This window comes from Pseudomonas sp. WS 5503, assembly GCF_012985385.1.
Lineage (GTDB): Bacteria > Pseudomonadota > Gammaproteobacteria > Pseudomonadales > Pseudomonadaceae > Aquipseudomonas > Aquipseudomonas paracarnis.
The window spans coordinates 1-24,459 of sequence record NZ_JAAQWI010000007.1 but is presented as its reverse complement, the minus strand read 5'-3'; the positions used below and the strand labels follow the sequence as shown (position 1 = coordinate 24,459).

The 24,459-nt window shown below is 59.3% G+C and carries 29 protein-coding genes, 1 tRNA gene and 1 pseudogene; 13 read left to right on the top strand and 18 right to left on the bottom strand.

From position 1 onward, the window contains the following. Positions 1-293 precede the first annotated feature (293 nt). A complete protein-coding gene (locus tag HBO10_RS18115) occupies positions 294-608 on the top strand; it encodes a hypothetical protein (protein ID WP_019820908.1) in 315 nt (104 codons plus the stop codon). Positions 609-897: 289 nt separating this feature from the next. Further along, on the top strand, positions 898-1,110 hold the full coding sequence (locus HBO10_RS18110) for a cold-shock protein (protein WP_003234260.1): 213 nt from the start codon (positions 898-900) through the stop codon (positions 1,108-1,110). Positions 1,111-1,177: 67 nt separating this feature from the next. Here the strand turns inward: HBO10_RS18110 and HBO10_RS18105 are convergent, their stop codons facing one another. Continuing rightward, on the bottom strand, positions 1,178-1,498 hold the full coding sequence (locus tag HBO10_RS18105) for an I78 family peptidase inhibitor (protein ID WP_034128234.1): 321 nt from the start codon (positions 1,496-1,498) through the stop codon (positions 1,178-1,180). Between the two features lie 144 nt (positions 1,499-1,642). Beyond that, positions 1,643-1,948 carry a hypothetical protein gene (locus HBO10_RS18100; protein WP_034128280.1) on the bottom strand — a complete coding sequence of 102 codons (306 nt, stop codon included), beginning with the start codon at positions 1,946-1,948 and terminating at the stop codon, positions 1,643-1,645. Between the two features lie 158 nt (positions 1,949-2,106). Between HBO10_RS18100 and HBO10_RS18095 the strand changes: the two genes are divergently transcribed. Then, entirely contained in the window at positions 2,107-2,313 is a 207-nt protein-coding gene (locus tag HBO10_RS18095) for a hypothetical protein (protein WP_003192496.1), read from the top strand. A 29-nt stretch (positions 2,314-2,342) separates the two neighbouring features. On the opposite strand, the gene HBO10_RS18090 is transcribed toward HBO10_RS18095, so the two are convergent. From HBO10_RS18090 to HBO10_RS18060, 7 genes are read right to left on the bottom strand one after another with little or no spacing between them, the layout of a single operon-like run. After that, the gene (locus HBO10_RS18090; protein WP_034128235.1) at positions 2,343-3,371 is read right to left on the bottom strand and encodes a nucleoside hydrolase; all 1,029 of its coding nucleotides are present in this window, start codon (positions 3,369-3,371) and stop codon (positions 2,343-2,345) included. A gap of 27 nt (positions 3,372-3,398) precedes the next feature. After that, a complete protein-coding gene (gene rbsD / locus HBO10_RS18085; RefSeq protein WP_034128236.1) occupies positions 3,399-3,803 on the bottom strand; it encodes a D-ribose pyranase in 405 nt (134 codons plus the stop codon). Then, positions 3,800-4,717: a ribokinase gene (gene rbsK, locus HBO10_RS18080; protein WP_034128237.1), complete on the bottom strand. Its 918-nt coding sequence runs from the start codon at positions 4,715-4,717 to the stop codon at positions 3,800-3,802. Before rbsK ends, rbsD begins: the two co-directional genes overlap by 4 nt. Before the next feature lie 23 nt (positions 4,718-4,740). Then, positions 4,741-5,763 (bottom strand): LacI family DNA-binding transcriptional regulator, encoded by a 1,023-nt coding sequence (locus HBO10_RS18075; RefSeq protein WP_034128238.1) that lies wholly within the window; start codon positions 5,761-5,763, stop codon positions 4,741-4,743. Positions 5,764-5,766: 3 nt separating this feature from the next. Further along, entirely contained in the window at positions 5,767-6,744 is a 978-nt protein-coding gene (locus HBO10_RS18070) for an ABC transporter permease (RefSeq protein WP_034128239.1), read from the bottom strand. Next, a complete protein-coding gene (locus tag HBO10_RS18065) occupies positions 6,741-8,294 on the bottom strand; it encodes a sugar ABC transporter ATP-binding protein (RefSeq protein WP_034128240.1) in 1,554 nt (517 codons plus the stop codon). Before HBO10_RS18065 ends, HBO10_RS18070 begins: the two co-directional genes overlap by 4 nt. 57 nt (positions 8,295-8,351) lie before the next feature. Beyond that, on the bottom strand, positions 8,352-9,311 hold the full coding sequence (locus HBO10_RS18060; protein ID WP_003192504.1) for a sugar ABC transporter substrate-binding protein: 960 nt from the start codon (positions 9,309-9,311) through the stop codon (positions 8,352-8,354). A gap of 564 nt (positions 9,312-9,875) precedes the next feature. On the opposite strand from HBO10_RS18060, the gene HBO10_RS18055 reads away from it, so the two are divergent. The 3 genes from HBO10_RS18055 to HBO10_RS18045 all read left to right on the top strand — a co-directional run bounded on the left by HBO10_RS18055 (position 9,876) and on the right by HBO10_RS18045 (position 12,167). Next, positions 9,876-10,964: an asparaginase gene (locus tag HBO10_RS18055; protein WP_034128241.1), complete on the top strand. Its 1,089-nt coding sequence runs from the start codon at positions 9,876-9,878 to the stop codon at positions 10,962-10,964. A gap of 259 nt (positions 10,965-11,223) precedes the next feature. After that, positions 11,224-11,475, top strand: coding sequence for a DUF1654 domain-containing protein (locus HBO10_RS18050; RefSeq protein WP_034128242.1), 252 nt, complete (start codon positions 11,224-11,226; stop codon positions 11,473-11,475). A 2-nt stretch (positions 11,476-11,477) separates the two neighbouring features. Further along, the gene (locus HBO10_RS18045; protein WP_052199994.1) at positions 11,478-12,167 is read left to right on the top strand and encodes an endonuclease I family protein; all 690 of its coding nucleotides are present in this window, start codon (positions 11,478-11,480) and stop codon (positions 12,165-12,167) included. Between the two features lie 31 nt (positions 12,168-12,198). Here HBO10_RS18045 and HBO10_RS18040 read toward each other — a convergent pair whose 3' ends face one another. Beyond that, positions 12,199-12,564 carry a hypothetical protein gene (locus tag HBO10_RS18040; RefSeq protein WP_034128243.1) on the bottom strand — a complete coding sequence of 122 codons (366 nt, stop codon included), beginning with the start codon at positions 12,562-12,564 and terminating at the stop codon, positions 12,199-12,201. A 264-nt stretch (positions 12,565-12,828) separates the two neighbouring features. Here HBO10_RS18040 and csrA point away from each other — a divergent pair, with 264 nt between their 5' ends. The 3 genes from csrA to HBO10_RS18025 all read left to right on the top strand — a co-directional run bounded on the left by csrA (position 12,829) and on the right by HBO10_RS18025 (position 13,884). After that, entirely contained in the window at positions 12,829-13,023 is a 195-nt protein-coding gene (csrA, locus tag HBO10_RS18035; RefSeq protein ID WP_003192511.1) for a carbon storage regulator CsrA, read from the top strand. A gap of 210 nt (positions 13,024-13,233) precedes the next feature. Further along, positions 13,234-13,494, top strand: a complete 261-nt coding sequence (locus HBO10_RS31365) for a hypothetical protein (protein ID WP_034128244.1) — start codon at positions 13,234-13,236, stop codon at positions 13,492-13,494. Positions 13,495-13,587: 93 nt separating this feature from the next. Continuing rightward, positions 13,588-13,884 carry a hypothetical protein gene (locus tag HBO10_RS18025; RefSeq protein WP_034128245.1) on the top strand — a complete coding sequence of 99 codons (297 nt, stop codon included), beginning with the start codon at positions 13,588-13,590 and terminating at the stop codon, positions 13,882-13,884. A gap of 20 nt (positions 13,885-13,904) precedes the next feature. Here HBO10_RS18025 and HBO10_RS18020 read toward each other — a convergent pair whose 3' ends face one another. After that, positions 13,905-14,582, bottom strand: a complete 678-nt coding sequence (locus tag HBO10_RS18020) for an HAD family hydrolase (RefSeq protein WP_034128246.1) — start codon at positions 14,580-14,582, stop codon at positions 13,905-13,907. 183 nt (positions 14,583-14,765) lie between these two features. Between HBO10_RS18020 and HBO10_RS18015 the strand changes: the two genes are divergently transcribed. From HBO10_RS18015 to HBO10_RS18005, 3 genes are read left to right on the top strand one after another with little or no spacing between them, the layout of a single operon-like run. Then, positions 14,766-15,020, top strand: a complete 255-nt coding sequence (locus HBO10_RS18015) for a DUF2790 domain-containing protein (RefSeq protein WP_034128247.1) — start codon at positions 14,766-14,768, stop codon at positions 15,018-15,020. A 42-nt stretch (positions 15,021-15,062) separates the two neighbouring features. Continuing rightward, the gene (locus HBO10_RS18010) at positions 15,063-15,734 is read left to right on the top strand and encodes a heavy metal response regulator transcription factor (RefSeq protein WP_032896183.1); all 672 of its coding nucleotides are present in this window, start codon (positions 15,063-15,065) and stop codon (positions 15,732-15,734) included. After that, positions 15,731-17,131, top strand: coding sequence for a heavy metal sensor histidine kinase (locus HBO10_RS18005; RefSeq protein ID WP_034128248.1), 1,401 nt, complete (start codon positions 15,731-15,733; stop codon positions 17,129-17,131). Before HBO10_RS18010 ends, HBO10_RS18005 begins: the two co-directional genes overlap by 4 nt. 12 nt (positions 17,132-17,143) lie before the next feature. On the opposite strand, the gene HBO10_RS18000 is transcribed toward HBO10_RS18005, so the two are convergent. The 5 genes from HBO10_RS18000 to HBO10_RS17980 form a co-directional block, all read right to left on the bottom strand. Beyond that, on the bottom strand, positions 17,144-17,680 hold the full coding sequence (locus tag HBO10_RS18000) for an anti-virulence regulator CigR family protein (protein ID WP_034128249.1): 537 nt from the start codon (positions 17,678-17,680) through the stop codon (positions 17,144-17,146). Positions 17,681-17,759: 79 nt separating this feature from the next. After that, entirely contained in the window at positions 17,760-18,389 is a 630-nt protein-coding gene (gene pcp / locus HBO10_RS17995) for a pyroglutamyl-peptidase I (RefSeq protein ID WP_034128250.1), read from the bottom strand. A 7-nt stretch (positions 18,390-18,396) separates the two neighbouring features. Then, positions 18,397-19,347 carry a DUF979 domain-containing protein gene (locus HBO10_RS17990; RefSeq protein WP_034128251.1) on the bottom strand — a complete coding sequence of 317 codons (951 nt, stop codon included), beginning with the start codon at positions 19,345-19,347 and terminating at the stop codon, positions 18,397-18,399. Beyond that, on the bottom strand, positions 19,344-20,060 hold the full coding sequence (locus HBO10_RS17985) for a DUF969 domain-containing protein (protein WP_014719143.1): 717 nt from the start codon (positions 20,058-20,060) through the stop codon (positions 19,344-19,346). The genes HBO10_RS17990 and HBO10_RS17985 overlap by 4 nt, the downstream gene beginning before the upstream one ends. 624 nt (positions 20,061-20,684) lie before the next feature. Further along, a tRNA-Val gene (locus tag HBO10_RS17980) sits at positions 20,685-20,761 on the bottom strand. 184 nt (positions 20,762-20,945) lie between these two features. On the opposite strand from HBO10_RS17980, the gene HBO10_RS17975 reads away from it, so the two are divergent. Beyond that, entirely contained in the window at positions 20,946-22,229 is a 1,284-nt protein-coding gene (locus HBO10_RS17975) for an FAD-binding oxidoreductase (RefSeq protein WP_034128252.1), read from the top strand. 136 nt (positions 22,230-22,365) lie between these two features. Here HBO10_RS17975 and HBO10_RS17970 read toward each other — a convergent pair whose 3' ends face one another. Beyond that, positions 22,366-23,337 carry an XdhC family protein gene (locus tag HBO10_RS17970; RefSeq protein WP_034128253.1) on the bottom strand — a complete coding sequence of 324 codons (972 nt, stop codon included), beginning with the start codon at positions 23,335-23,337 and terminating at the stop codon, positions 22,366-22,368. Position 23,338: 1 nt separating this feature from the next. Further along, positions 23,339-24,328 (bottom strand): annotated as a pseudogene (locus tag HBO10_RS17965) (cytochrome c); the annotation flags it as partial. Positions 24,329-24,459: the final 131 nt, after the last annotated feature.

The window sequence follows — 24,459 nt, the reverse complement described above, 5'->3', positions numbered from 1 at the left end:
CACCAGGCCGCTCAATAATGAACGCCTGCCTTACAGCGGCAGGAGCCTTTCGGCCAACCGATAATCGAACCAGAGTGACTGGAGTGAACAAAAAGAACCTGGCAAGGCGGCAAATGGCGCGCCCGGAAATAGCCAGGCAAGGATGCTAGCACAGATGAACGGTCATCGCGTCGGCCAAGCGCTGGGTAAAGAGCAATTCATGGCTTTATAGCTGCAAAAGTGAACTTGAGCTGTACGCAGGGCCTCAAAGCCACTGAGAATCGCCGTTCGTCCTCGACCCAAAGGAGCATCCCATGATGCGTTTTACCTCTACCCTCGCTGTCGCCGCTACCCTGAGCCTCCTTTCCCTCGGCGCGCAGGCTGCAGCCCCTTCCAACTGGCCAGCTGGCGCCCGTGACGCCTTCGTCAACGACTGCAGTGCCGCAGCCAGCCAGAACGTGGACGTCAAAACTGCCAAAGCCCACTGTGAATGTGGCGCTGACAAGATCAATGCCGAATTGAGCACTGCCGAGATCAAGGAATTGATGACCAACCAGAACGCCAGCCCGGAGCTTAAAAACAAAGCAGTCGCGGCTATTTCGTCCTGCAAAGTGGTGAAGAAAAAGTAAGATTGGCTGACGATTCGACGGTCATTTCGCTGAAAAAACAGCCTGAAAACTGCCATTTCACACAAATTATGCAGGTTTTACGGCTTTTTTTAACAGCTGATATTTCGTCGCGAAGCCCCGTAAATCGGGGCTTTCAGCCGAACAACGGATCAAACGCAAAGCGATTGATTAGCAAACAGTGCCTTGGGGGGGCTCCCAAGCCGAACATTTCGACTATGATAGCCCTGTGTGCCCAGTTGGCCTGAGCAGCACAGCACTACTGAAAATATATGTTTCTTGGAGATACACCATGTCTAATCGCCAAACCGGCACCGTTAAATGGTTCAACGATGAAAAAGGCTTCGGCTTCATCACTCCTCAAGGTGGCGGTGACGACCTGTTCGTACACTTCAAAGCTATCGAAAGCGACGGTTTCAAAAGCCTGAAAGAAGGCCAAACCGTTTCCTTCGTGGCTGAGAAAGGCCAAAAGGGTATGCAAGCTGCACAGGTTCGCGGCGAGTAATTCTCCGCTGAGCTAAAAAAACCCCGTCCATGTGACGGGGTTTTTTATGGGCGATGCAAAAGCCGTATCAGCCGCAGTTAACCCGGTTGATCACCAGATTGTCGTCGGTGTTCAGGTTCAGGCGGTCAGAGCGATACTCCAGCGTGACCATGTCGTTGGGCTTGAGGATGCGTGCATTCTGCGCGCCAGCACGCGTACGTGCTTGCTCCAGCAACTGGGGCGAGGCTTTCTGGCCGATGGCGAACTCTGCGGCCTTCGACTCACAGCGGCTATGACCGGAATCGGTCACAGTGGCAGCTTTGCCTGGCTCAGAGGCACCCGGGGTACTGCAACCCGCCAACGCGAGCGCAGCCAACAAAGTACCGAATGATGCGAGCTTCCAAGGCATGAAGCCTCCTATGATAAAAAGTGGACAGAGATCGTGCGACAGCATTCAAAGCGATTGGTTTCAAGACGTTAACCGCCTGTGGGCAAGTCTGCCTGAGTCACGGCCTGCAATCGCTTGGTGAATCGTGACTAGATATGAACGTATTCAGTAGATATCGATGTAGTCCGACGAAGGAGTAGGCCAATTCTGCTTCAGCGCGTTGAAAATCTGCATGACCCAGACTTCATCGCTGGCCGCCACGTTGCCGACATAGCCGGAACCTTTGGCCCAGGTCTCCAGGCGAAACACCAGGCCAGCGATATCAGCCCCACCGACTACGCCGGAAGAAATGTAGGCGATGCCTTCTTTGGTTACCCGCAACTGGGTATGTTCGTCGTCACTGGCGCTGCCAAGCAATTGGCGCACGGCGTCCAGCGTCAGGTTGTCGGGCTTGCTCAAATCGATTTGCACGCGGTGTTTCCCGGCCATTTAACAGGCCAACAGTGTCGCACAGCCGCCGCTTCATGCCTAAGTAGCAGTGCCAAATGCCGTACAAAATGCTTAACTGCCCCCCTCTGGAACGGCGTTCCAGTGCATTGCCCCCGCATTTTTCAGCCCGTGAGATTTCCATGACCACCGTAACGCTTCAAGCCGACATCAAAGCCAAGTGGCCCCAAGGGCAAAGTTCCTACAGCCCCGGAAGCCCGGAAGAACTGGCAATCATTGGTATCGACCTGTTGGTCAAGGAACTGGGCACCCAGGCGGCGCAAGCATTCATCGGCCAGATATTCGAGAAATACCCGGCCGACTACATGGGCGCCCAAGAGCGCGAATAGAACCGGGCGACGAGCGCCGCCCCGCTAACTTACTTCAGACGCGCCAGGCGCTCGGTCAGCAGATCGAAGAAGCCCTGGGCGTCGCCATTCTCAACCCAGAACACATTCTTCGGCTGCTTGAGGCCGTCATACCAATCGACGATGGTCTGGCCGAAGGTCGGGCCTTCGCGGCTGTCGACCACCATATTGGCCTCACGACCGCTGAACAGCGAAGGCTTGAGCAGGTACGCTACCACAGTAGCGTCATGGACCGGGCCACCCGGAATGCCGTAGTGCTCCATATCGCCTTTGACGTACTCATTCAGAATACTGCTGACGACCTTGCTCGCGTTGTTGTTCAGGTCCGCAATCTTCTTCAGGCGGGCGTCGCTGGTGAGGACTTTATGGGTCACGTCCAACGGCAGGTAGGTCAACTTCACACCGCTTTTGAGCACGATCTCCGCCGCCACCGGATCGGCGAACAGGTTGAACTCGGCCACTGGGGTGATATTGCCGCCGTTGAAGTGGGCGCCGCCCATCACGACCACTTCCTTGATGCCCTGGGTGATTTCGGGCGCTTGAGTCAGCGCCAGTGCCAGGTTGGTCTGCGGGCCAAGCATGGCGATGGTGATGCTGTGCGGCTTGGCGCTGCTCAGGGTCTTGATCAGGTAGTCGACGGCATTGCCTTCGGCCAGGCCTTTTTTCGGTTCATGCACCGTGACGCCCGAGATGCCTTCCTTGCCATGGATATTCTCGGCGTAGATCGGTTTGCGCAACAACGGCGCTGGCGCACCTGCGTACACCGGGATGTCCTCGCGACCTGCCCACTCGCGCGCCAGGCGCGCGTTGCGGGAGGTCTTGTCCAGGCGCACATTGCCGGCGACGGTGGTCAGCGCACGAATGCTCAACTCCTCCGGCGAGGCCATGGCGAACAGCAAGGCCACCACGTCATCGGCACCCGGGTCGGTATCGATGATCAGGTCGATTTTTTCCGCCGCTTGGGCGCTTGCAGCAGTGAGCGCGGACAAAAGCAGAACACTCCGGAACAGGTTTTTCAGGGTAGGTAGACCACGTTGCATAAAGCACTCCTTGTCATAGGGGGGACGCTAGAACGTTACGCCGGACACCAGCGCGATATTGCAGTACGGCTGGCACTCGCCAGTGCGCACCACAGCGCGGGCATTGCGGCTCAATTGCTTGAATTGGTCATGGCTGAGCAGGCGTCGCTCGCCCAGTGCAGCCTGCTCTGTGAGCGTATTTAGCGCGGTCAGCGCGGGCGGTTGTTTCAGCAGGATCTCTTCTGCCAGAACATGGCTTTCCACCTGCATTTCGCTAAGCACGATGCGCAAGGTGCTGATGAAGTCCGGGATGCCCTGGGTCAGTGCCAGGTCGATCAATTCGACGCCGGGAGGTACCGGCAGGCCGGCATCGCCGATGACCAGAATGTCACCGTGGCCCAGGGACGCGATCACGCGCGACAGGGCGATATTCAGCAAAGGTGTCTTTTTCATGCGGGCACAAAACCTTGTACGTCGTGCAGCGTAGGAATGGAAGGCTGAGCGCCGGCACGGGTCACTGACAACGCCGCCGCCACCTGGCCAAAACGGATCGCCTCGGCTTCGCTCTGGCCCGCGGCCAGCGCGGCGGCAAAGCCACCGACAAAGGTATCGCCAGCAGCGGTGGTATCCACCGCCTTGACCTTCGGCGTCACCAGGTGCTCAAAGCTCTTGCCGTCGGCAAACAGCGCGCCCTGGGCGCCCAGGGTAATGATGACCTTGCCAGCACCCGCCTGGATCAGCGCGGTCGCGGCGACCTTGGCACTGTCGAGGGAGTCGACCGCTACGCCGCTGAGAGCACTGGCCTCGCTTTCATTGGGGATCAGATAATCGATCGAGGCATACCAGTCAGCGGGCAATGGTCCGCTTGCCGGGGCCGGGTTGAGGATGACGGTCTTGCCCAGCTCGCGACCCCGCTTGAGCGCATACCCAACGGTCTCCATCGGCACCTCAAGCTGGCAGATGATCACGTCTGCCGCCTGCAGCACAGCGTCACACGTTCGCAGCGACGCAGGCGTCAGCTCACCGTTGCTGCCGGCCACAATGACAATGGCGTTCTGGCTGCTGTCATCGACCACGATCAACGCCACACCGCTGGAGCCGTCCACCGTGCTGACTGCCTGGCAATCGATCCCTTCCAACAACAGCGCATCGCGCAATTGGCTGCCATAGGCGTCGGTACCGATGCATCCCACCATTGCGACACTCGCTCCCAGACGTGCCGAGGCGACAGCCTGGTTGGCGCCCTTGCCGCCGGGCACAGTGGAGAACGTCTGGCCGATCAGGGTTTCACCGGCACGCGGCAAGCGACTGGCGCGGGTGACCAGGTCCATGTTCAAGCTGCCTATTACCACTACTTTTGCTGGCATACATCAGTACTCATCAATTCGGTTCAGCGGTATTGGGCGAACACATCAGCCAATGGCGCGGTCGACTCACGCAAAACAATACTGGGCGTCACGATACGTTGATCGATCGGCAGTTGGGGTGTTGCGATTCGTTGCAGTAATAATTCGGCCGCAGTCTCACCCAACTGCAGGATCGACTGGCCGACCGTCGTCAGCGCCGGATAGACGTAGCGTCCCATCTGGATGTCATCGAAACCGATGACCGACAGCTCGCCCGGCACCCGCACATTGCGCTCGGTGGCGGCGCGCAGCACGCCAAAACCAATCATATCGTTGCTGGCGAAAATCGCGCTGGGCGGGTGTTGCGATAATAACTGTACAGCTGCGGCATACCCGCCCGTGCTGGTGAAATCGCTTTCCAGGGTACGACTGGCCAACACCTCGATGCCCGCCTCGCGCAATGCACGCTGGTAACCCGCCAGGCGCATCTGCGCCACGCGGGTATGCCCAGGGCCGCCGATACAGGCGATGTCCCGGTGCCCCAATTCCAGCAAGTGCCGGGTCGCCAGGTAAGCGCCCTCTTCGTGATCGATGCGCACCAGGTCCACATCAATCCCATCCAGTGCCCGGTCGACAATCACCATCGGCGTGCGCACTGCACTCAAGCCTGCGGCAAGGCCACTGTCATCACCGCCCACGGATGTCACGATCAAGCCGTCGACGCGTTTTTCCAGCAACACGCGCAAATAACTGCGCTGTTTCTCTGCGTCGTCATCCGAGTTGCAGAGGATCACGCAATAGCCATTACGCTCGCAGTAATCCTCGATACCCCGAGCCAGCTCGGCAAAATACGGGTTGAGGCTGTTGGGCACCAGCAGCCCGATGGTGGCCGTGGTCTTGGCCTTGAGCGAGCGTGCCACGGCACTGGGCACGTAGTCCAACTGCTTGATCGCCGCCTCGACCTTGATGCGTACCGGCTCGCTGACTGGGCGCGTCTTGTTCACCACATGGGACACGGTGGTGTAGGAAATACCTGCAAGCGCTGCCACATCCTTGATCGTTGCCATGGTTCAGCCCCGCCGACTGGCGCGCTGGCTGCGATAAGTATCGAGGACCACGGCAATCACGATCACGGCACCGGTAATGATGCGTTTAGTCGGTTCCGTCGCGCCGATCTGCGCCAGCCCGGCGGCCAGCACCGAAATAATCAACACCCCGAAGAACGTACTGATGACCGAGCCACGCCCGCCCATCAGGCTGGTGCCACCGATCACCACGGCGGCGATCACTTGCAGCTCCAGGCCCGAACCGGCATTCGGGTCCGCCGCTTCCAGGCGCGAGATCTGGAACAGCGCCGCCACACCGGCCAACAGGCCCATCAGGCTGAACACCAGGACCTTGTAAGGCTTGGGATTGATACCCGCCAGGCGCACCGCTTCTTCGTTGGTGCCGATGCCGATCAGGTAGCGACCGAAGACCGTACGGGTCAGTACCAACTGGGCCGCGATGATCACCAGCAAGGCGATGATGAACGACGGAGAAATACCGAAGGCAATCGGGTTGGACAGCCAGGCAAACGAGTCACCGATATAAGCGGTGCGCGAGCCCGTCATCTGGTAGGCCACGCCGCGGGCCATCTCCAGCACGCCGAGGGATACGATAAATGACGGAATGCGCCAGGCCACCGTGATGGAACCGGTGATGGTGCCGGCCAACGCCGCGCAACCCATGCCCAACAGAGCGGCAGGCAACACGCTCCAGCCCCAGCCCAGGATCGCCACGCTGACTGCCGAGGCCGCCAATGCCAGTACCGATCCCACAGACAGGTCGATGCCGCCAATGATCAGGATGAAGGTCATGCCCACCTCCAGCACCATCAGGTCTGGAATCTGGTTGGCCAGGGTGCTGAAGGTGTCATAGGACAGAAAGTGATCGCTGAGCATCGAGAACAGCGCAATCATCGCCAGCAAGGCACCTGCCAGCCCGAGGTAGGTACCCAGGCCATAGAAGTTGCCGCCAGTTTTACCGGGGGAAATGTTTGTTTTCATGGGGTATTCCTAGGCGCTGCTTCGTTGAGCAGCGCATCACGTTTCTGATAGCCGGCAAAGGCGGCGGCGAGCAATTCGTCCTGGGTCCAGCTGTCACGCTCGAAGGTCTCGATCAGGCGCCCGGCGGACAGCACACCGATGCGGTCACAGATCAGCATCAGCTCACGCAGGTCACTGGACACCACCACCAGCGCTTTGCCCTGGCGGGTCAATTCACCGAGCAAAGCATAGATATCGAACTTGGCACCGACGTCGATGCCGCGGGTAGGCTCATCGAACAGCATTACTGCGCAGTCGCGCTCCAGCCAGCGGCCAATCACCACCTTCTGCTGGTTACCACCCGACAGCTCGGACACCAGTTGCGTCGGGCTGGAACTGCGGATTCGCATGGCGTCGATCTGGCGCTTGGCCAGAGCGGTTTCGTTACGGCTGTTGACGACGCCCCCGCCGGAAATTTCCGGCATGTTGCCCAGGGCGATGTTGGCGCTGATGGACTGGGTCAGCAGCAGGCCTTCGCCCTTGCGGTCTTCGGTGATCAGGGCAATACCATGACCGACCGCGTCCACCGGCGAGCGAATGCTCACCACCTTGGCCGGCGAACCCAAGGCCACGGTGCCGCTGTCGGCCGGGTCGGCGCCGAAAATCAGGCGCAGCAATTCGGTGCGACCGGCGCCGATCAGGCCGGAAATGCCATAAATTTCACCGGCGCGCACTTCAAAGGACACATCGCGGACCTTGTCCGAACGGGTCAGGCCCGTCACGGTCAAGGCCGGGCCTCCGATGGTGCGCGGGCCCAAATCGATGTGTTCACCCAGTTCGCGACCGACCATCAAGGTCACCAACTGCTCACTGTTGTAATTGGCCATCGGCTCGACGCAGACCAGCTTGCCGTCGCGCAATACCGCAATGCGCTGGGCGACACGGGCCAACTCTTCGAGCCGGTGCGAAATATAAATGATCGCCACGCCTCGAGCCTGCAGGCGCGTGATTTGTTCGAACAGCATCTCGACTTCACGAGCAGTAAGCATCGCCGTGGGCTCGTCGAGGATCAATACATGGCAGTCGCCGATCAGGTTACGAGCGATCTCGACCATTTGCTGGTGACCAATGCCCAGGCTGCCTACCAGTGTGTCCGGGTCGATCGCGTCCAGGCCGACTTGGGCCATGGCTGCGATCGCGGCTTTGCGCAATTGTTTGCGGCTGATCCAGCCACAGCGGCTCGGCAGGTTATCCAGGAACAGGTTTTCAGCCACGGTCAGCGTCGGCAGCAGGTTGAGTTCCTGCATGACCATGCGCACGCCCAAGGCTTCGGCCTGGGTGCGGCTGGCGGGGCGATAATCCTGACCGTTGAATTGCATGTGCCCGGTGGTGGGCGTGACCAGGCCGCCGATGATCTTCGACAAGGTACTTTTGCCTGCGCCGTTCTCACCGGTCAGCGCCAACACTTCCCCGCGATTGAGCGTCAGGGTGATGTCGGACAGAACCGGTTGGGCATAGGTCTTACCGATACCGCTGACCGAGAGGACAGCGTTCGGGGCGGAAGATGACATAGGAAAATCTCCAGGCGCCCGCTCAGGACGAGCGGGCGCTGTTGGGTACTGCCAGGATTACTGCTTGATGACGAGTTCGACCGGGGTTTCGATCACGCCATCTTTAGCATCGACTTTCTCACCCTTGACCAGCTTCAGCGCGTTCTGGATACCGAACACGGCTTGCTGGGCGGCGGCCTGGTCAGCGGTGGCCAACACGCGGCCGTCCTTGAGCATTGGCTTGATCGCGTCAATGTTGTCGTAACCTACCACCAACACCTTGCCGGCCTTGCCTGCCGCACGCACGGCGGAAACAGCGCCCAGAGCCATGTTGTCGTTACCGGCCAACAGCGCCTTGATATCCGGCGTTTCGCTCAGCATCGCTGCGGCGATTTTGTTGCCCTGGTCGATTTCCCAGTTACCGGACTGGGTGGAAACAATCTTCATGCCTGCCGCGTCCATCGCATCCTTGAAGCCTGCGGTGCGCTGCTGGGCATTGGTGGTAGTGGGTACGCCCTCGATGATGCCGACCTTGTCACCGGCAGCCAGTTGCTTGGCCAGGTAGTCGCCCACCAGCTTGGAGCCTTTGCGGTTATCCGGGCCTACAAACGGAATATCGAGGTTTTTGCTTTTGAGTACTTCCGGGTCCAGGCGATTGTCGATGTTGACCACCTTGATACCGGCATCGGAAGCCTTTTTCAGCACACTGGCGAGTGCCTTGGAGTCGGCGGGAGCAATGACAAGCGCATCAACCTTGGCGTTGATCATTTCGTTGACAATGGCGATCTGCGCGCTGGTATCGGTTTCGTTCTTGATGCCGTTGGAGATCAACTTGAATTCTGTTGGGTGCGCTTTCTGGTAATCCTTCGCCCCGTCGGTCATGGTGACGAAAAACTCATTGGCAAGGGACTTCATGACCAAACCCACGGTAGGCGTTTTGGCAGCGTCATCGGCAAATGCAGAAGAGAGAGGCAAAGCGGCGGATGCGGCAGCAAGCACAGCAACAGCAAGAAGACGTCCAGCAAATGGCAGCTTCATGGGTTCACTCCGATCTTATGATTATTGTGAGCAACGCTTGCACCGAAGAGCCCTTCGGCAGCCCTCCCACCTGGGCGGCTGATACGAGCTGTCACGATGCGCCAAGGGCGCAGTGAAACATCTCGCAAACGTTTGCGTTGAGCAAACTATGAGAACCTTGTCGAGATTTGTCAACGGTAGCAGCAAGCCTTTCATTGACGCCCTCCAAGCTCTCCCTTGAGCGACCGACCGCTGATACGTTTAAGCCAGCTCGCCGTTTCTGCCGTTCGCTGAAACGACAGACTGCACTGCGAATGATCGACCACAGCGCTCGGACATATCGTGATCGCTTTCGGACAACCGAACACCACAACCCTTCGCGTTCGGAAAGCCGGACAGCGCCAAGCCCCATGAAACTAAAATCCTAGGTTAAGTTGTTTTAAATCAATAAGTTAATTTATAAAAACCAACATGCTCAGTCTGGTACAAATCCTGCTCTTTCTCAGCACCTCGCGGCGTTCAGAACCGCCCGGGTGTTCTAGATGAACCTGCTACAGCACTCATCAAAAACCAGAGAGAAAAATAATGAAATCTGCATTGAAGAACGTCATTCCGGGCGCCCTGGCCCTTCTGCTGCTGTTCCCCGTTGCCGCCCAGGCAAAGGAAGTCGAAAGCAAGACCAAACTGTCCAACGTAGTCATCCTCGCCACCGGCGGTACCATCGCTGGCGCCGGCGCCAGTGCGGCCAACAGTGCCACCTACCAGGCGGCCAAGGTCGGCATCGAACAACTGATCGCCGGCGTTCCTGAGCTTAGCCAGATCGCCAATGTTCGCGGCGAACAAGTGATGCAAATTGCGTCGGAAAGCATCAATAACGAAAACCTTCTGCAACTGGGTCGCCGTGTCGCCGAATTGGCCGACAGCAAGGACGTCGACGGCATCGTGATCACCCACGGCACCGACACCCTTGAAGAAACCGCCTACTTCCTGAACCTGGTGGAAAAAACCGACAAGCCTATCGTGGTGGTCGGTTCCATGCGCCCAGGCACCGCGATGTCGGCGGACGGCATGCTCAACCTTTACAACGCCGTTGCGGTCGCGGGCAGCAAGGATGCACGGGGCAAAGGCGTGCTGGTGACAATGAACGACGAGATCCAATCTGGCCGCGACGTCAGCAAGATGATCAACATCAAGACCGAAGCGTTCAAGAGCCCATGGGGCCCGCTGGGCATGGTCGTCGAGGGTAAATCCTACTGGTTCCGCCTGCCGGCCAAGCGTCACACCATGGATTCTGAGTTCGACATCAAGACCATCAAAAGCCTGCCTGACGTTGAAATTGCCTACGGCTATGGCAACGTGAGCGACACTGCCTACAAGGCATTGGCCCAAGCGGGCGCCAAAGCGATCATTCACGCCGGTACCGGTAATGGGTCAGTATCGTCCAAGGTCGTTCCAGCGCTGGTGGAATTGCGTAAACAAGGCGTGCAGATCATTCGCTCTTCTCACGTCAACGCCGGTGGCATGGTTCTGCGTAACGCCGAACAGCCAGACGACAAATACGACTGGGTCGCCGCCCTTGACCTAAACCCGCAGAAAGCCCGCATCCTGGCGATGGTCGCCCTGACCAAGACCCAGGACAGCAAGGAACTGCAACGGATCTTCTGGGAATACTGATCCCTGCTGATTCATCTGTAGAAAGATGCTTTTGTGGCGAGGGAGCTTGCTCCCGCTGGGCTGCGAAGCGGCCCAAAATACTTGCGGGCGCTACGCACCCGAGCGGGAGCAAGCTCCCTCGCCACATTCAGCCCCTCTCCCCCCGAACCTCAACAAACTCCCTGATTCGCTGTCAGACGAACTTCTTGAAATTTAAGCAGTTGCGAAATTGCCTACAGTTAAATACTGTATGTGCGTACAGCCAATTAAGGAATGCTCTGTGGCAAAGCCCTCTTCCGCAGCACCTGCAGCGCCTGACGCCTATCAGCGCCTGGCTATCCGCGTGCAAAAAATCATCAATTCGACCAACGCGCAGAAAGCCAAGGCGGCGTTGATCTTCCGTTTACCCGAGGAACCGGAGAACGATTGGCAACGTTTACTGGAAGAGATTGCAGAGAATGACAACGTCACCCTCGCCTATCGGGACGACGGTGGCGTGCAGATTTTTTGGGTTGTGCCGAAGGAAGATTGATTGTGAGTGCCCGTTTTATTGCTGTGTGCTGTCTGTTTTTAACCTTCACCGCCAACGCCCAAGCCCCTCGCACCTTCAGCGAAGCCAAGAAGATCGCCTGGAAGCTCTACGCACCGCAATCCACCGAATTTTATTGCGGCTGCAAATACACCGGTAACCGGGTGAACCTGAAAGCCTGCGGTTACATCCCCCGTAAAAACGCCAATCGCGCTGCACGCATTGAGTGGGAACACATCGTGCCGGCCTGGCAAATCGGACATCAGCGCCAATGCTGGCAAAATGGCGGGCGAAAAAACTGCACGCGCCATGATGAGGTGTTCAAGCGCGCCGAGGCAGACCTGCACAACCTGGTGCCGAGCATCGGCGAAGTGAATGGTGACCGTAACAACTTCAGTTTTGGTTGGCTGCCGGTGCAAAGCGGGCAGTACGGCTCATGCCTGACCCAGGTGGACTTCAAGGCGAAGAAAGTCATGCCGCGCCCGTCCATTCGCGGGATGATCGCACGCACGTATTTTTATATGAGCAAGCAGTATGGCCTGCGCCTGTCGAAGCAGGACCGGCAATTGTATGAAGCCTGGAACAAGACCTATCCGGTGCAAACCTGGGAGCGCCAGCGCAACCAGACAGTGGCGTGCGTGATGGGACGTGGTAATGAATTCGTCGGCCCGGTCAACCTGAAGGCCTGCGGCTGACTGTGGGCGGGGTGCCCGCCCACTTCACCTGCTACTGCGCAGCCTGGTGTTCGATAATCTCCGACACGGTGTCGTTTTTCTTGGCCCGCGCCATTTTTTCGTTTAGCAGCGCCTGCTTGGCTTCGGCCTCGGCTTTGGTCGCGAACGGCCCCAATAGCACCTCATCCTTGCCGTCGACTTTCACAATGTAGAAATTGAACCCGTGCTCCAGCAACCAGGCGGTCAGGTCGGTGATCGCCTGCAGCTTATGGTCCGGCGGGCCGACCCGTATATCCCATTCCTGAGCGGCAATCGCACCGGTTTGCGGCAGGCTTTCGGTCACGGCAGGCTTGGCCTTGGGGGCGTCGACCGACTTACCTTCACCGCATCCGGCCAACGCCAACACCACAATTGCCATCGCTACTTTACGCACTGCCCTGCTCCTTTGAGGATCAAAGAGGCAACTTTACCATTCACTGTCTATTCTGGCCGTCATAAACGTTGGCTTAAACAATGCGAATCATGTATCGCGACCTGTATGATACCGCCATGGGAATTAATGTCGCCTCTATGCGTCCTAGAAAGAGGCAGTCACAGGGAAGCGCTTCGCAGTAAGCTACACACATCCGACACCTACCCTGTCTGAAACATGTGTCCTTAAAAGTAATTCAAGGAGAAGTCCATGCTTATACTCACCCGCAAAGTCGGTGAAAGCATAAACATCGGTGATGACATTACGATCACCATCCTGGGCGTTAGCGGCCAGCAAGTACGAATCGGCATCAACGCACCTAAGGATGTTGCCGTGCATCGCGAGGAGATTTACCAGCGTATCCAGGCCGGCCTGACTGCACCTGACAAAAACCAGACGCCTTGAAACGCCTCCAGTAGCCAGCCTTTTCGTTCACTGTAACGGCTGGCGAAAACCCAATTGGCCTGTTCGCGCTTCCCCGGGTGACCAGCGCACGTTGAGCCCTTCCTTCGCTGCAAGATGAAACTGTCAGGGCATCCGGAACTTGTCGCGCTATTGGCAGCCCAACTTCTGACACTTTATCCTGCCGTCCGAGTGCATTTCGGGAACACGTCGATGAGGCCAGCCGCGTCGCAACCGCTTGTTTCAAGATCCTGGATCATCGCCCTGCTGATAGGGCTGGTATTCGTGGCACTCGGGTGCTGCTTGAGAATGGAAGTGGAAGGGGCCGATCCCGACGCCCATTCCTGGTTGGATCTTGCGCTTCTGCTCTGTGGCTACCTGCTTGCGTTCTGCCTCAAGCCCATCCAGAAGGTGATCTTGCGCAAGCTGCGTCAGCGCGCCGCTCATCGCACCCATGGAAAAACCGCACGCTGAGGGCGTTTACCTGTTATCGGATCGCCGGTATTTACAGCGCCGCCGCACCACCTATCATTGGGCTTGCGCAGTCAGTCAAAGGTGCAGATACAGATGGATACCCTCAGTAAAGCCCAGATCGAGTCAGCACTGGCAGCGCGCCTGCCCAGCTATACCGTTGAGTGCACGCTGCATGCCGACGGTACTCTCTCAGCCGTTCTCAGCGGCCCGGGAACCGATCACTTCGCGATTACCGGCATCGTGCGCGCGCATTATCACGGTACAGAAGCCATCAACCGGCTCGCCACCGAGATACTCAGGGAAATGGTGGTGTCGCGCCAGGGGATGAAAAACAGCCGACCGCAGGCACTGTCCGATCCCATCGACTGCATGGAAGGCCGAGACCGGTAACGGGCTCGGCCTTCCACGTGTCATGGCGCCAACGAACTTAAGGACAGCAAGCCATCAGCCCCACGCTCGGCTTTCAACGCACCGTATTGCTCGATGCAAGCATGGGCGGTCACCATCGGCGTCAAGTGTGTCGAGGTCACCACCATGATATCCGCCCCCGCCGCTTCCCCAGCCTGAATACCCACTGTGGCGTCCTCGAACACCAGGCAGTCTTGAACCGGCACGCCCAGGCGCCGAGCACCCAGCACATAACAGGCCGGATCGGGCTTGCCCGTCGTCACATCTTCGGCTGTCACCAGTACCGCCGGCACGGGGATGCCCGCTGCTTGCAGCCGGCGCACGGCCAATGCCTTTGGCGCTGAGGTGACCAACGCCCATTGATCGACGGGCAGGCTCGCCAAAAACGCCACCGCGCCGGGAATCGCCACGATGCCTTCGACATCGTCCAGTTCAGCCTCGGTGATCCATTGGGCTTCTACCTGTGGATCGACGCCCGGCAATGCCTGGCGGGTGATCGTATCAATCGCGCGGGCGCCATGAATGGTGTGCAGAAACGCTTCCACATCCAAGCCATGCCGTGCAGCCCAGATGCCCCAGACGCGCTCCGCAGCGGCAATGGAGTTGAGCAGGGTCCCGTCCATATCGAACAGAAAGGCGCGGTAACGCCGGGTAAATACATTTGGAGTTGGGCTGGACATTGCGCGGCTTCCTCATGGGCTGGGCCCTGCAATCTACGGATCACCTCGACGCTTGTAAACGCCGAGTCCTGGCCCGTCACCTCCAAGTAAAAAATGACGAACTTGTCATGATCCTGTTGGTTAGCTGTTGGGGTCGCCTGGTTACCGTGAGCTCACTACCCACCCGGAACGTGAGACACCACCATGAAACTGATTGCCCTGGGCTTCGCCGCTTTGCTCGTCACTGGCTCGGCATTCGCTGCCGATACCGCCCCCCACGTGATTCACGACAAAACCGGCTTCTTCGTGCACCTGGATGTCGCCAGGGTGCTGTCAAGCACCGACACCTACGGCCAATGCGGGGTTGTGCCGGCGCAACTGCGCTATCTGGACCACCAAGACCGCGAACATGTTCTCGATTACCAAGTCCAGGGCACCGGTTGCGCCAATGACAATTGATCGGGCTACACTGGCGCAACTTATTGAAGCAGAGCACCTTCCATGAATATCCTCGTAGTCGAAGACGAACCCAAGGCCGGTAATTATCTGCTCAATGGGCTGCAGGAGCTGGGGCATTGTGTGAGCCTGGCCCGCGATGGCGTGGACGGTTTGCACCAGGCCCTTGAAACGCCGTTCGACGTGATCGTACTGGACGTGATGATGCCGAAAATGGATGGCTGGGAAGTGCTGCGCCGTCTGCGCAAAGAAGCCGATACGCCGGTGCTGTTCCTCACCGCCCGCGATGACATCGCCGACCGCATCAAAGGCCTTGAGCTGGGTGCCGACGACTACCTGATCAAGCCTTTTTCGTTCGCCGAACTGGTGGCGCGCCTGCGCACCCTCAACCGTCGCGGCCCGAGCCGGGATGAAGAACAACTGCAAATCGCCGACCTGCACATTGACGTACTCAAACGTCGGGTCACCCGCGCCGGCACGCGCATTACCCTGACCAACAAAGAGTTCGCCCTGCTGCATCTGTTCGCGACGCACCAGGACCAGGTGCTGTCCCGCTCGCTGATTGCTTCGCGGGTATGGGACATGAACTTCGACAGCGACACCAATGTGGTGGACGTCGCCGTGCGCCGCCTGCGCCTGAAAATCGACGATCCGTTCCAGCTCAAGCTGATCCACAGCGTGCGGGGCATTGGCTACCGCTTCGATACCCAGCCATGAACCGCCAACACCCTTACTCCCTGACCCTGCGCCTTGCACTGATCTTCGCCCTCCTCGCCTTTGCCCTGCTGGCCACCCTGGGCGTGGCGCTGTACCGGGAACTGGAGCGCGAACTGATCCACCGCGACGACGCCGCGCTGATATCCCGGGTGGATCAGCTGCGCAACCTGCTCAACGACAGCAATACCCTGGACCTGATCAAGACCAAGCCAGAGCTGTTCCAGAACATGCTGGGCAATCGCGAATCCGTGCTGAGCATTGCCGCCCCCGGCAAACAGCCACTGCTGCTGGTAAACCCGGGGAATATTGAGTTGCCGTCGATCCAGCCGCTGCCCAAGGATCACAAACTCATGTTGAGCGACGTGCAACATTTGCCAGGCCTGAACGGTATTCCCTTCTCGCTGGTGGCCGTGGCTATCGACTCCGGCGACCTGGGCAGCCTGCAAATCACCAGCGGCCGCCTGATGACCGAGCGCACCGCGGTGCTCGCCAGTTATCGACTCAGCGTATACATCCTGGCGAGTCTCGCCGCCATCATCCTGGCGCTGGTGGGTTACCTGCTGGTTCATCGCGGCTTGCTGCCATTGCGCCGCCTGGCCCGGCATGCCCAAGGGATCGGCGTCAGCAACCTGGCCGAACGGCTCGACAGCCACGGCGCACCGAAAGAATTGCTGCCCATGATCGACTCGTTCAACACCATGCTTGAACGCCTGGCCAAAGGCTTTGTACAACTGGGCCAAGTGTCCACCGACATGGCCCATGAACTGCGCACCCCGATCAACAACCTGCTCGGCGAAACCCAGGTTGCCCTGCAGCAGCAGCGCAGCATCGAGAGCTACCAGCAACTGCTGGCCTCCAATGTCGAAGAGCTGGAACGCCTGGCGCGAATGCTCGACAACATGCTGTTCCTGGCCCGCACCGACCCCGCCAGCGCACTGCGCCAACGCCAGGCGCTGGACGCAGCGGATGAAGTGGAACGCATCGCGGATTACTTCGAGGGGTTGGCCGGTGATGTGGACATGCACATCACCGCCTTGGGCGAAGGGGTGATTTGGGCTGAACCGATGTTGCTGCGCCGTGCCCTGGCCAACCTGTGCGCCAACGCCATCAAATATGGCGCGCCGGGCTCGGAACTGAGTATCCAGGCAGTGCCGGATGGTGCGGGCATCAACCTGAGGGTCAGCAACCACGGCCAGACGATCCCGGCCGAGCACCTGCCGCGGCTGTTCGAACGGTTCTACCGGGTGGATGAATCCCGCGAGCGGTCAGCCCAGTCCAACGGCCTGGGACTATCGATCGTGGCGACCATCATGCAGCTGCATAACGGGCGGTACCGCGTAAGCAGTGAAGACGGCGTGACCTGTTTTGAGTTGTTTTTCCCCGGCCGTGAAGCCTGAGGGCGCTGCGACTCAATCAAACGCACCGTTCAGAACTTCGTAGATGATACCAGTCGCGATGGCCACCAATATCAAGTCGGTCCCCGCTTGCTGCCACTCGTAACCGTCGTAGCGAGGCAACTGCCCCAGCAAGCGGCCGTCCAGCTTCTTGGCAATGCCGGGCGGCAGGGGCTTGCCGCGTGCCAGGTTTTTCTGAATGCCAGGCGGCAAGGCCGGGCCAGGGCGCCAATAATCGCGGTGACCGCCCAGCACGTTCAGTACAAGACCGCGATCAACGCTGAAGTCATTCCTGGAGGGCCCGCCATTGTCCTTGCCCTTACCGTGCCCACCCTGGGCATTACCTTTGTTATTACCGTGACCTTTGCCGTTGTCCTGCCCACCATAGGCATCACCCTTGCTATTGCCTTGGCCTTTGCCCTGCCCACCGTAGACATCACCTTTATTGTTACCCTGGCCTTTGCCATTCCCTGGATCTGCAAAGGCAAGGCCACTGGTCACGGACAGTGCAAGGGACAACGCAACCGACACGAACTTCGTACGCTTTAACATGGCGACTTCCCAAGGCAAATATGTCCTTGAACTGTAGTTGAAATCGCAACACAGCGTACCCAAACAACAGCGCCTGCCGTCAGCTCACCTGACCACCACTCAAGGCGATATCTACCTGGGTTTGCCAGGCTGCCAACGCCGCCACACGCAACCCCTCGACTATTGTCGATAGCGCCATCGAAGGCTCGCCCGCGTCAGGCAAACCAGGTACGTGAATAAACCCACTGCGCACCCCAGTCCCCACCAAGGCGTGCTGCAAATGATAAAACACCTGGTTGCACACAAACGTCCCCGCCGTCTGCGATACCGAAGCCGCGATACCCGCCTCACGTACCGCCTTGACCATGCCCTTGATCGGCAACGTCGAGAAGTACGCCGCCGGGCCGCCATCCACTACCGCAATATCAATCGGCTGCGCCCCCAGATTGTCGGGAATACGCGCATCGTTTACGTTGATCGCAACGCGCTCGACGGAAATATCACTGCGCCCAGGCCCCAGGCCCGTGGCGATGACCATTGCCGGCCGCAGTTCGTTGATCAACTGGAGCAAGGTTTCGGCAGCAGTGGCAAATGCGCAGGGCAAGCAATGCGAAACCATTTGCACCCCCTCGCACAGCTGCACACCGTCCAACTGGCGCACGGCCTCCCAAGAGGGGTTCACCGCCGCCTTATCAAAGGGCTCGAAGCCCGTCAGCAATACGTTTTGCACAGTCGCCTCACATCAACAGATAGAGCAGCACGATATTGACCACCAGCATCATCAGCGCCGTGGGTAGTTGGGCTTTGATCACCGCATTTTTATCCGGCAGCTCCAGTAGCGCCGCCGGTACGATATTGAAGTTGGCCGCCATCGGCGTCATCAACGTACCGCAATAGCCAGAGAACATGCCAATCGCCGCCATCACCGCAGGGTTGCCGCCGTAAATCCCCACCAGCACCGGCACGCCGACGCCACCGGTCATCACCGGAAAGGCCGCAAAACCATTGCCCATGATCACGGTAAACAAGGCCATGCCCAACACATAGACCATCACCGCCACCAACTTGTAGTCCAGGTTGATGTAGGTGGTGGTGACATGAGCGACCGCCGTGCCCACCCCGGCCTCATTGAACAACAGCCCGAGCATCGCCAGCATTTGCGGAAGCACCATGGCCCAGCCCAGGGCTTCGGTCAGGCGACGGGATTCGCGTAACGCTTGTACCGGCGTATCCCGGGTCAGCCAGCAGGCCAGGCCAAGGGCGATCAGGCAACCGATGCCGAGGGAGACAAAGGTGGTGTTCTTCGGGTCCAGCAGCGGTACACCACCGATTTCGGTGTGTTTGAGCAACACTGAGCCAATCACCGTGGTCAGCGGAATCGCCAACGCCGGGATGAACAATTTGTGGCCCAGGCGCCCGGCACTGGCGCGGGACGCCTTGTCGTGCAATTCGGCATGCTGGCCACGACCAACGCCGCCCAAGCCCGCAATCAATGCCATCACCACCACACCCACTCCGATGACCACCGAAGGCAGGCGCTCGCCTATAAGGAACGGTACGGCGAACAACAACCAGAACAGCGCACTGGACCAGCGCTTGGGGTGGGAACGGTCGAGCAGGATCATGCCGGCGGTGATCAGCAACAGCACGCCCGCCAGCCAGTACAGGTATTGAATGGAAATAATCATTGAGCAGCCTCCACCGGAGCGGTGGCCGAGCTCATTTCGCGGGTCAAGCGCCGGTCGAAACGATGCAACCGGATAGCGTGAATGATGAAGGCGCAGATCGCCGTCGGGATGCCCCACACCGCAATGTGCAGCGGCTCCACATCAATCCCCGAGCCAAGCAGGAAGGTGTGCATCAACGCAATCGCACCAAAGGCCACGAAGATGTCCTCACCAAAGAACAACCCGACGTTGTCGGTGGCAGCGCACATGGCCAGTACCTTGTGGCGCAGCTTGTCAGGCAGCTTGCCATAACGTTTTTCTGCAGCGCCCTCGGCCATCGGCGCCAGCAGCGGCCGCACCATCTGCGGATGCCCACCCAGGCTGGTCAACCCCATGGCAGCCGTGGACTCACGCACAAACAGATAGATGATCAACAAGCGCCCGACCGTGGCGCGTTCAAAGCGTGCGATCCAGTTCTGCGCATGCAGGCGCAGGCCATGGCGCTCCAACAGGCCAATCACCGCCAGCGGTAATAGCAGGATCAATTGCAGGGCGCGGGTCTGAAGGAAACCATCGCCCATGGTGGCGAGAATTTTTTCCAGCGGGAACTGGGCGGCAAGCCCGGTGGCGATGGCGGCGGCCGTGACCACCAACAGCGGATTGAAGCGCAATACAAAGCCGACCACGATGACAAGTACGCCGATCAACGGCCATAAGTTCACAACAGTTTGCATGGCGGGGAGGTCCTTTAGTGCGCGCTGCGGCGCCATTACAGCAGGATGTGGGCAAAGGGCTCACAGCTTGAAAGTGGCGTGCAGTCGGCTCGGTTTTTTATTGTTGACCTGGAAGGTCGAGCGTCAGTGGCGCAACTTTGCTGCCTGGGCCCAGAGGTGTCCAACAAGAAAAATTGTTGCTGCAAACCAATAATTTTTGTGGGGGGAATGGCATCGGGCGGTACGGTGCCATGCAGACATTCAGCGCAGTTTTTTGGAAAAGTCGTGAAGATGAACTCGCTAGGGCGTCGGCAGGGAACATTTCTGATCAGCGCCTATACTCCACGATGCAACTGTGTGTAATTGGAGTTCATTCACGGTGTCACGCCGACAATGAGGGTTCCCGCTATGTATGCCGGACAAATGAGTAATATGGCGACCACGCTTGGCGAAATACGCTGCCAGCTGTTCGCCCAGGTAATTTGCCTGCTGGCGGTGGCGACGCTTTTCGCCTGATTGGACATACAAGCCCTGAAAGGACGCCGCCCCGGCGTCATGACTTTCCTTTGCCTAAATTCCAGGCAACAAAAAAGGGCCCACCTTTCGGTGAGCCCTTCTAGACCGCCCAGCAGAGCGGATTTTGTTTGGTAGGCGCGATTGGACTCGAACCAACGACCCCCACCATGTCAAGGTGGTGCTCTAACCAACTGAGCTACGTGCCTGCTGTGAGGCGGCATTCTACGGAATTCCGAAGGGGTGTCAACATCTTTTTTGCAGCTAACCCTATGAATATGCGAATTTTTTATTTGCGCCGGGTACACCCGTGATTTTCGGGTGGCTGGCAGGCAATTTTCAACTCAGGTAGGATCGGCGCACTCGTAAAAAATATAAAACAGAGGTTCCAGGATGGCGAACACCCCCTACCCCCAGTCGTATTACGCCGCTTCCGCGAATGCAGTTGCGCCCCGTCCTGTGTTGCAAGGTGAAGTCGAGACCGATGTGTGCGTGATCGGGGCCGGCTATACCGGGCTTTCCAGTGCGCTGTTTCTGCTGGAGAACGGCTTTCGCGTTACGGTGCTGGAAGCCGCCAAGGTCGGTTTTGGTGCGTCGGGCCGCAACGGTGGGCAGATCGTCAACAGTTACAGCCGCGATATCGACGTGATCGAGCGCAGCGTCGGGCCTCACCAGGCGCAGTTGTTGGGGCAGATGGCGTTTGAAGGCGGCAGGATCATCCGTGAGCGCGTGGCCAAGTATCAGATCCAGTGCGACTTGAAGGACGGTGGCGTGTTCGCCGCCCTCAACAGCAAGCACATGGGCCACCTGGAGTCGCAAAAGCGTCTGTGGGAGCGCTACGGCCATACGCAACTGGAGTTGCTGGACGAGCGCCGCATCCGCGAGGTGGTGGCCTGTGACAACTATGTGGGGGGTTTGCTGGACATGAGCGGTGGCCATATCCACCCGCTCAACCTGGCGCTCGGTGAAGCCGCGGCTGTGGAATCCCTGGGCGGCACGATCTATGAGCAATCGGCAGCGGTGCGCATTGAGCGCGGTGCCAATCCGGTGGTACACACCGCCGAAGGCAGGGTCAGGGCCAAATTCATTATCGTCGCGGGGAACGCTTACCTGGGCAATCTGGTGCCGGAGCTGGCGGCCAAGTCGATGCCGTGTGGCACCCAAGTGATCACCACGGCGCCACTGGGCGATGAAGTAGCCAAGACTTTATTGCCACAGGATTACTGTGTCGAGGACTGCAACTACCTGCTCGACTACTACCGCCTCACTAGCGACAAGCGCCTGATCTTCGGCGGCGGCGTGGTCTATGGCGCGCGGGACCCGGCGAATATCGAAGCGATCATCCGACCGAAAATGCTCAAGGCCTTTCCGCAACTGAAGAACGTGAAGATCGACTACGCCTGGACCGGCAATTTCCTGCTCACCCTGTCGCGCTTGCCGCAGGTTGGTCGCCTGGGTGACAACATCTATTATTCCCAGGGCTGTAGCGGCCATGGCGTGACGTATACGCACCTGGCAGGCAAAGTACTGGCGGAGGCCTTGCGAGGTCAGGCTGAGCGTTTTGATGCGTTTGCGGGCTTGCCGCATTACCCGTTCCCGGGTGGGCAAATGTTGCGCACGCCGTTTGCGGCGCTGGGGGCTTGGTACTACGGATTGCGGGATAAATTCGGGATGTAAACACAGGCAAACTGTGGCGAGGGAGCTTGCTCCCGCTGGGCTGCGAAGCGGCCCCAAAAGCCTGGGAGCGCTACGCACTCCAGCGGGAGCAAGCTCCCTCGCCACATTACAACGCGCCTTTAAGCAGGTCTGCGCCTCAGAGCTGGTCGCGAGCAATCCCGCTACGAATCCGTACGATATCCGCCAATACCGCCAACGCAATTTCCGACGGCGTCCTGCTGCCCAGGTTCAGCCCGATGGGCGCGTGTATCCGCGCCAGTTCAGGCTCCCCCAACCCACCGATGCGGCGCAGTCGCTCAAAGCGCTTCTGCGAGGTCTGCAACGACCCCATCACGCCAATGTAGAACGCGTCGGTACGCACCGCTTCCATCATCGCCAGATCGTCGATACGCGGGTCATGCGTCAGCGCAACCACCGCCGTATCACGGTGACAGCCGCCGTCGGCAATAAACACCGACGGCAACTGGCGACGAATCTCCACGCCATTAAGCACCACGCCTTCGAGCACTTCATCACGTGGGTCGCAGAGAATCACTTCGAACCCAAGGCCGACTGCAAACTCGGCACACGCCTGCGCCACGCTGGAGTACCCGGCCAGTAATAAACGCTGAGCCGCACCGACGCGGATGCGCACCCGCGCACTGTCACGCTCGATGCGCACGCCCTGCTCACAATCAGCGACCAGGCTGCGCTCCCCGCTGGCCAGGTCGACCTGGCGAATCAAGCGGCGCTGCCCGAGCAGCGCCGACTCCACTTCACGCAGGTGCGCCTGCACCTCGCAGTCAGGCTCGAACTTCTCCACCAATACATCGAGAATGCCGCCGCAGGGCAGGCTGACCCGCGAGCGCGGATCGTCCCCTGCGCCGTAGCGCACCACGTTGACCGCAGCGAAAAACGCACCTTCGGCGACGCGTTCGAGAAAGTCTTCCTCGACGCAACCACCCGACAACGACCCAATCCACTGCCCAGCGGCGTTCACCGCCAGCAGCGAACCCGGCGCCCGCGGCGCCGAGCCGTAGGTGGCCAGCACCGTACAGAGCCAAATGCGCTGCCCCGCCACCGACCACGCCAGCGCCCGTCGTATCACCTGCAGATCCAGATGCTGCATGTCAGTGCGCCTTGTGCTCGATGGACGGCGCCTCAGCCTGCAGCTTCTGCACATCGCTCACCGCCAGCTCCGCCGATTGCCCACCCCAACCTTGGCGCAGGTAATTGATCAGATCGGTGAGTTGTTCCGGGCTGAGTTTTCCAGCGAAGCCCGGCATCGGTTGCATGTGCTCGAACCCGGAGAACTTCTGCTCGCCAATCCCGTCCTCGATCACCCGCACCAGGTTGCGCGGGTCTTCCAGACGCAGCGTGGTGTTGCCGCGCATCGCCACCGCGATGTGCGGCTTGCCTTCACCATCGGCGGCATGGCAACCGGCACAGACGTTCAGGTATTCCTGGCGGCCGCGCTGAGCGCTCGGGCCAAGGTGTTCCACCGGCACTTCGACCAGCGCCTTGGCTGCGGGCGGTTTATCACCGAGCAGGAAGGTCGCCATCGCGGCCAGGTCCGTATCGCTCAGGCCCTGGGTGCTGTTGTGGAACACCGGGAACATCTCGTTGAACATCGTCCCTTGTGCGCTCATGCCATGCTTGAGGAACGTGGCCAGGTCCTGCTCATTCCAGCCGCGCGCGGCCAGGTCGGTGGCGAGCAGGCTGGGCGCCAGATAGCCATTGAGGATGCCGCCGGTCAGGCGCTTGTCCAGCTCCATCGCACCGGGCAGGCCACGTGGGGTGTGGCATTCGCCGCAGTGGCCGAGCACTTCGACCATGTACTGGCCGCGCTTCCAGGCTTCGCTCTTGCCTTCGGCCGGTTCCAGTTTCAGCGCTTTGCCGTACAGCACGTTCCAGCCCATCAGGCCCAGGCGCACGTTGAAGGGAAAGCTCAGGCTCGTGACCGGCGCTGCGCGCTCGATCGGCTCGATGGTTTTGAGGTACGCATGAATGGCGTCCGAGTCTTCACGCGGCATCAGGTGGTAGGAGGTGTAGGGCATCGCCGGATACAAGTACGCACCGTCGCGACGCTTGCCTTCGGTCAACGCAGCGAAGAACTCGTCAATGTAAAGGAAAGAAGAACAGCCATGGACATGATTTCAGCTCAGACATTCCGCTACTCAATCTCTGATGCCGGATGTCCATAGAAAGAACCTCTTTTCCAGGAAATTGGGGCTTGAAGTCCATACCTGCG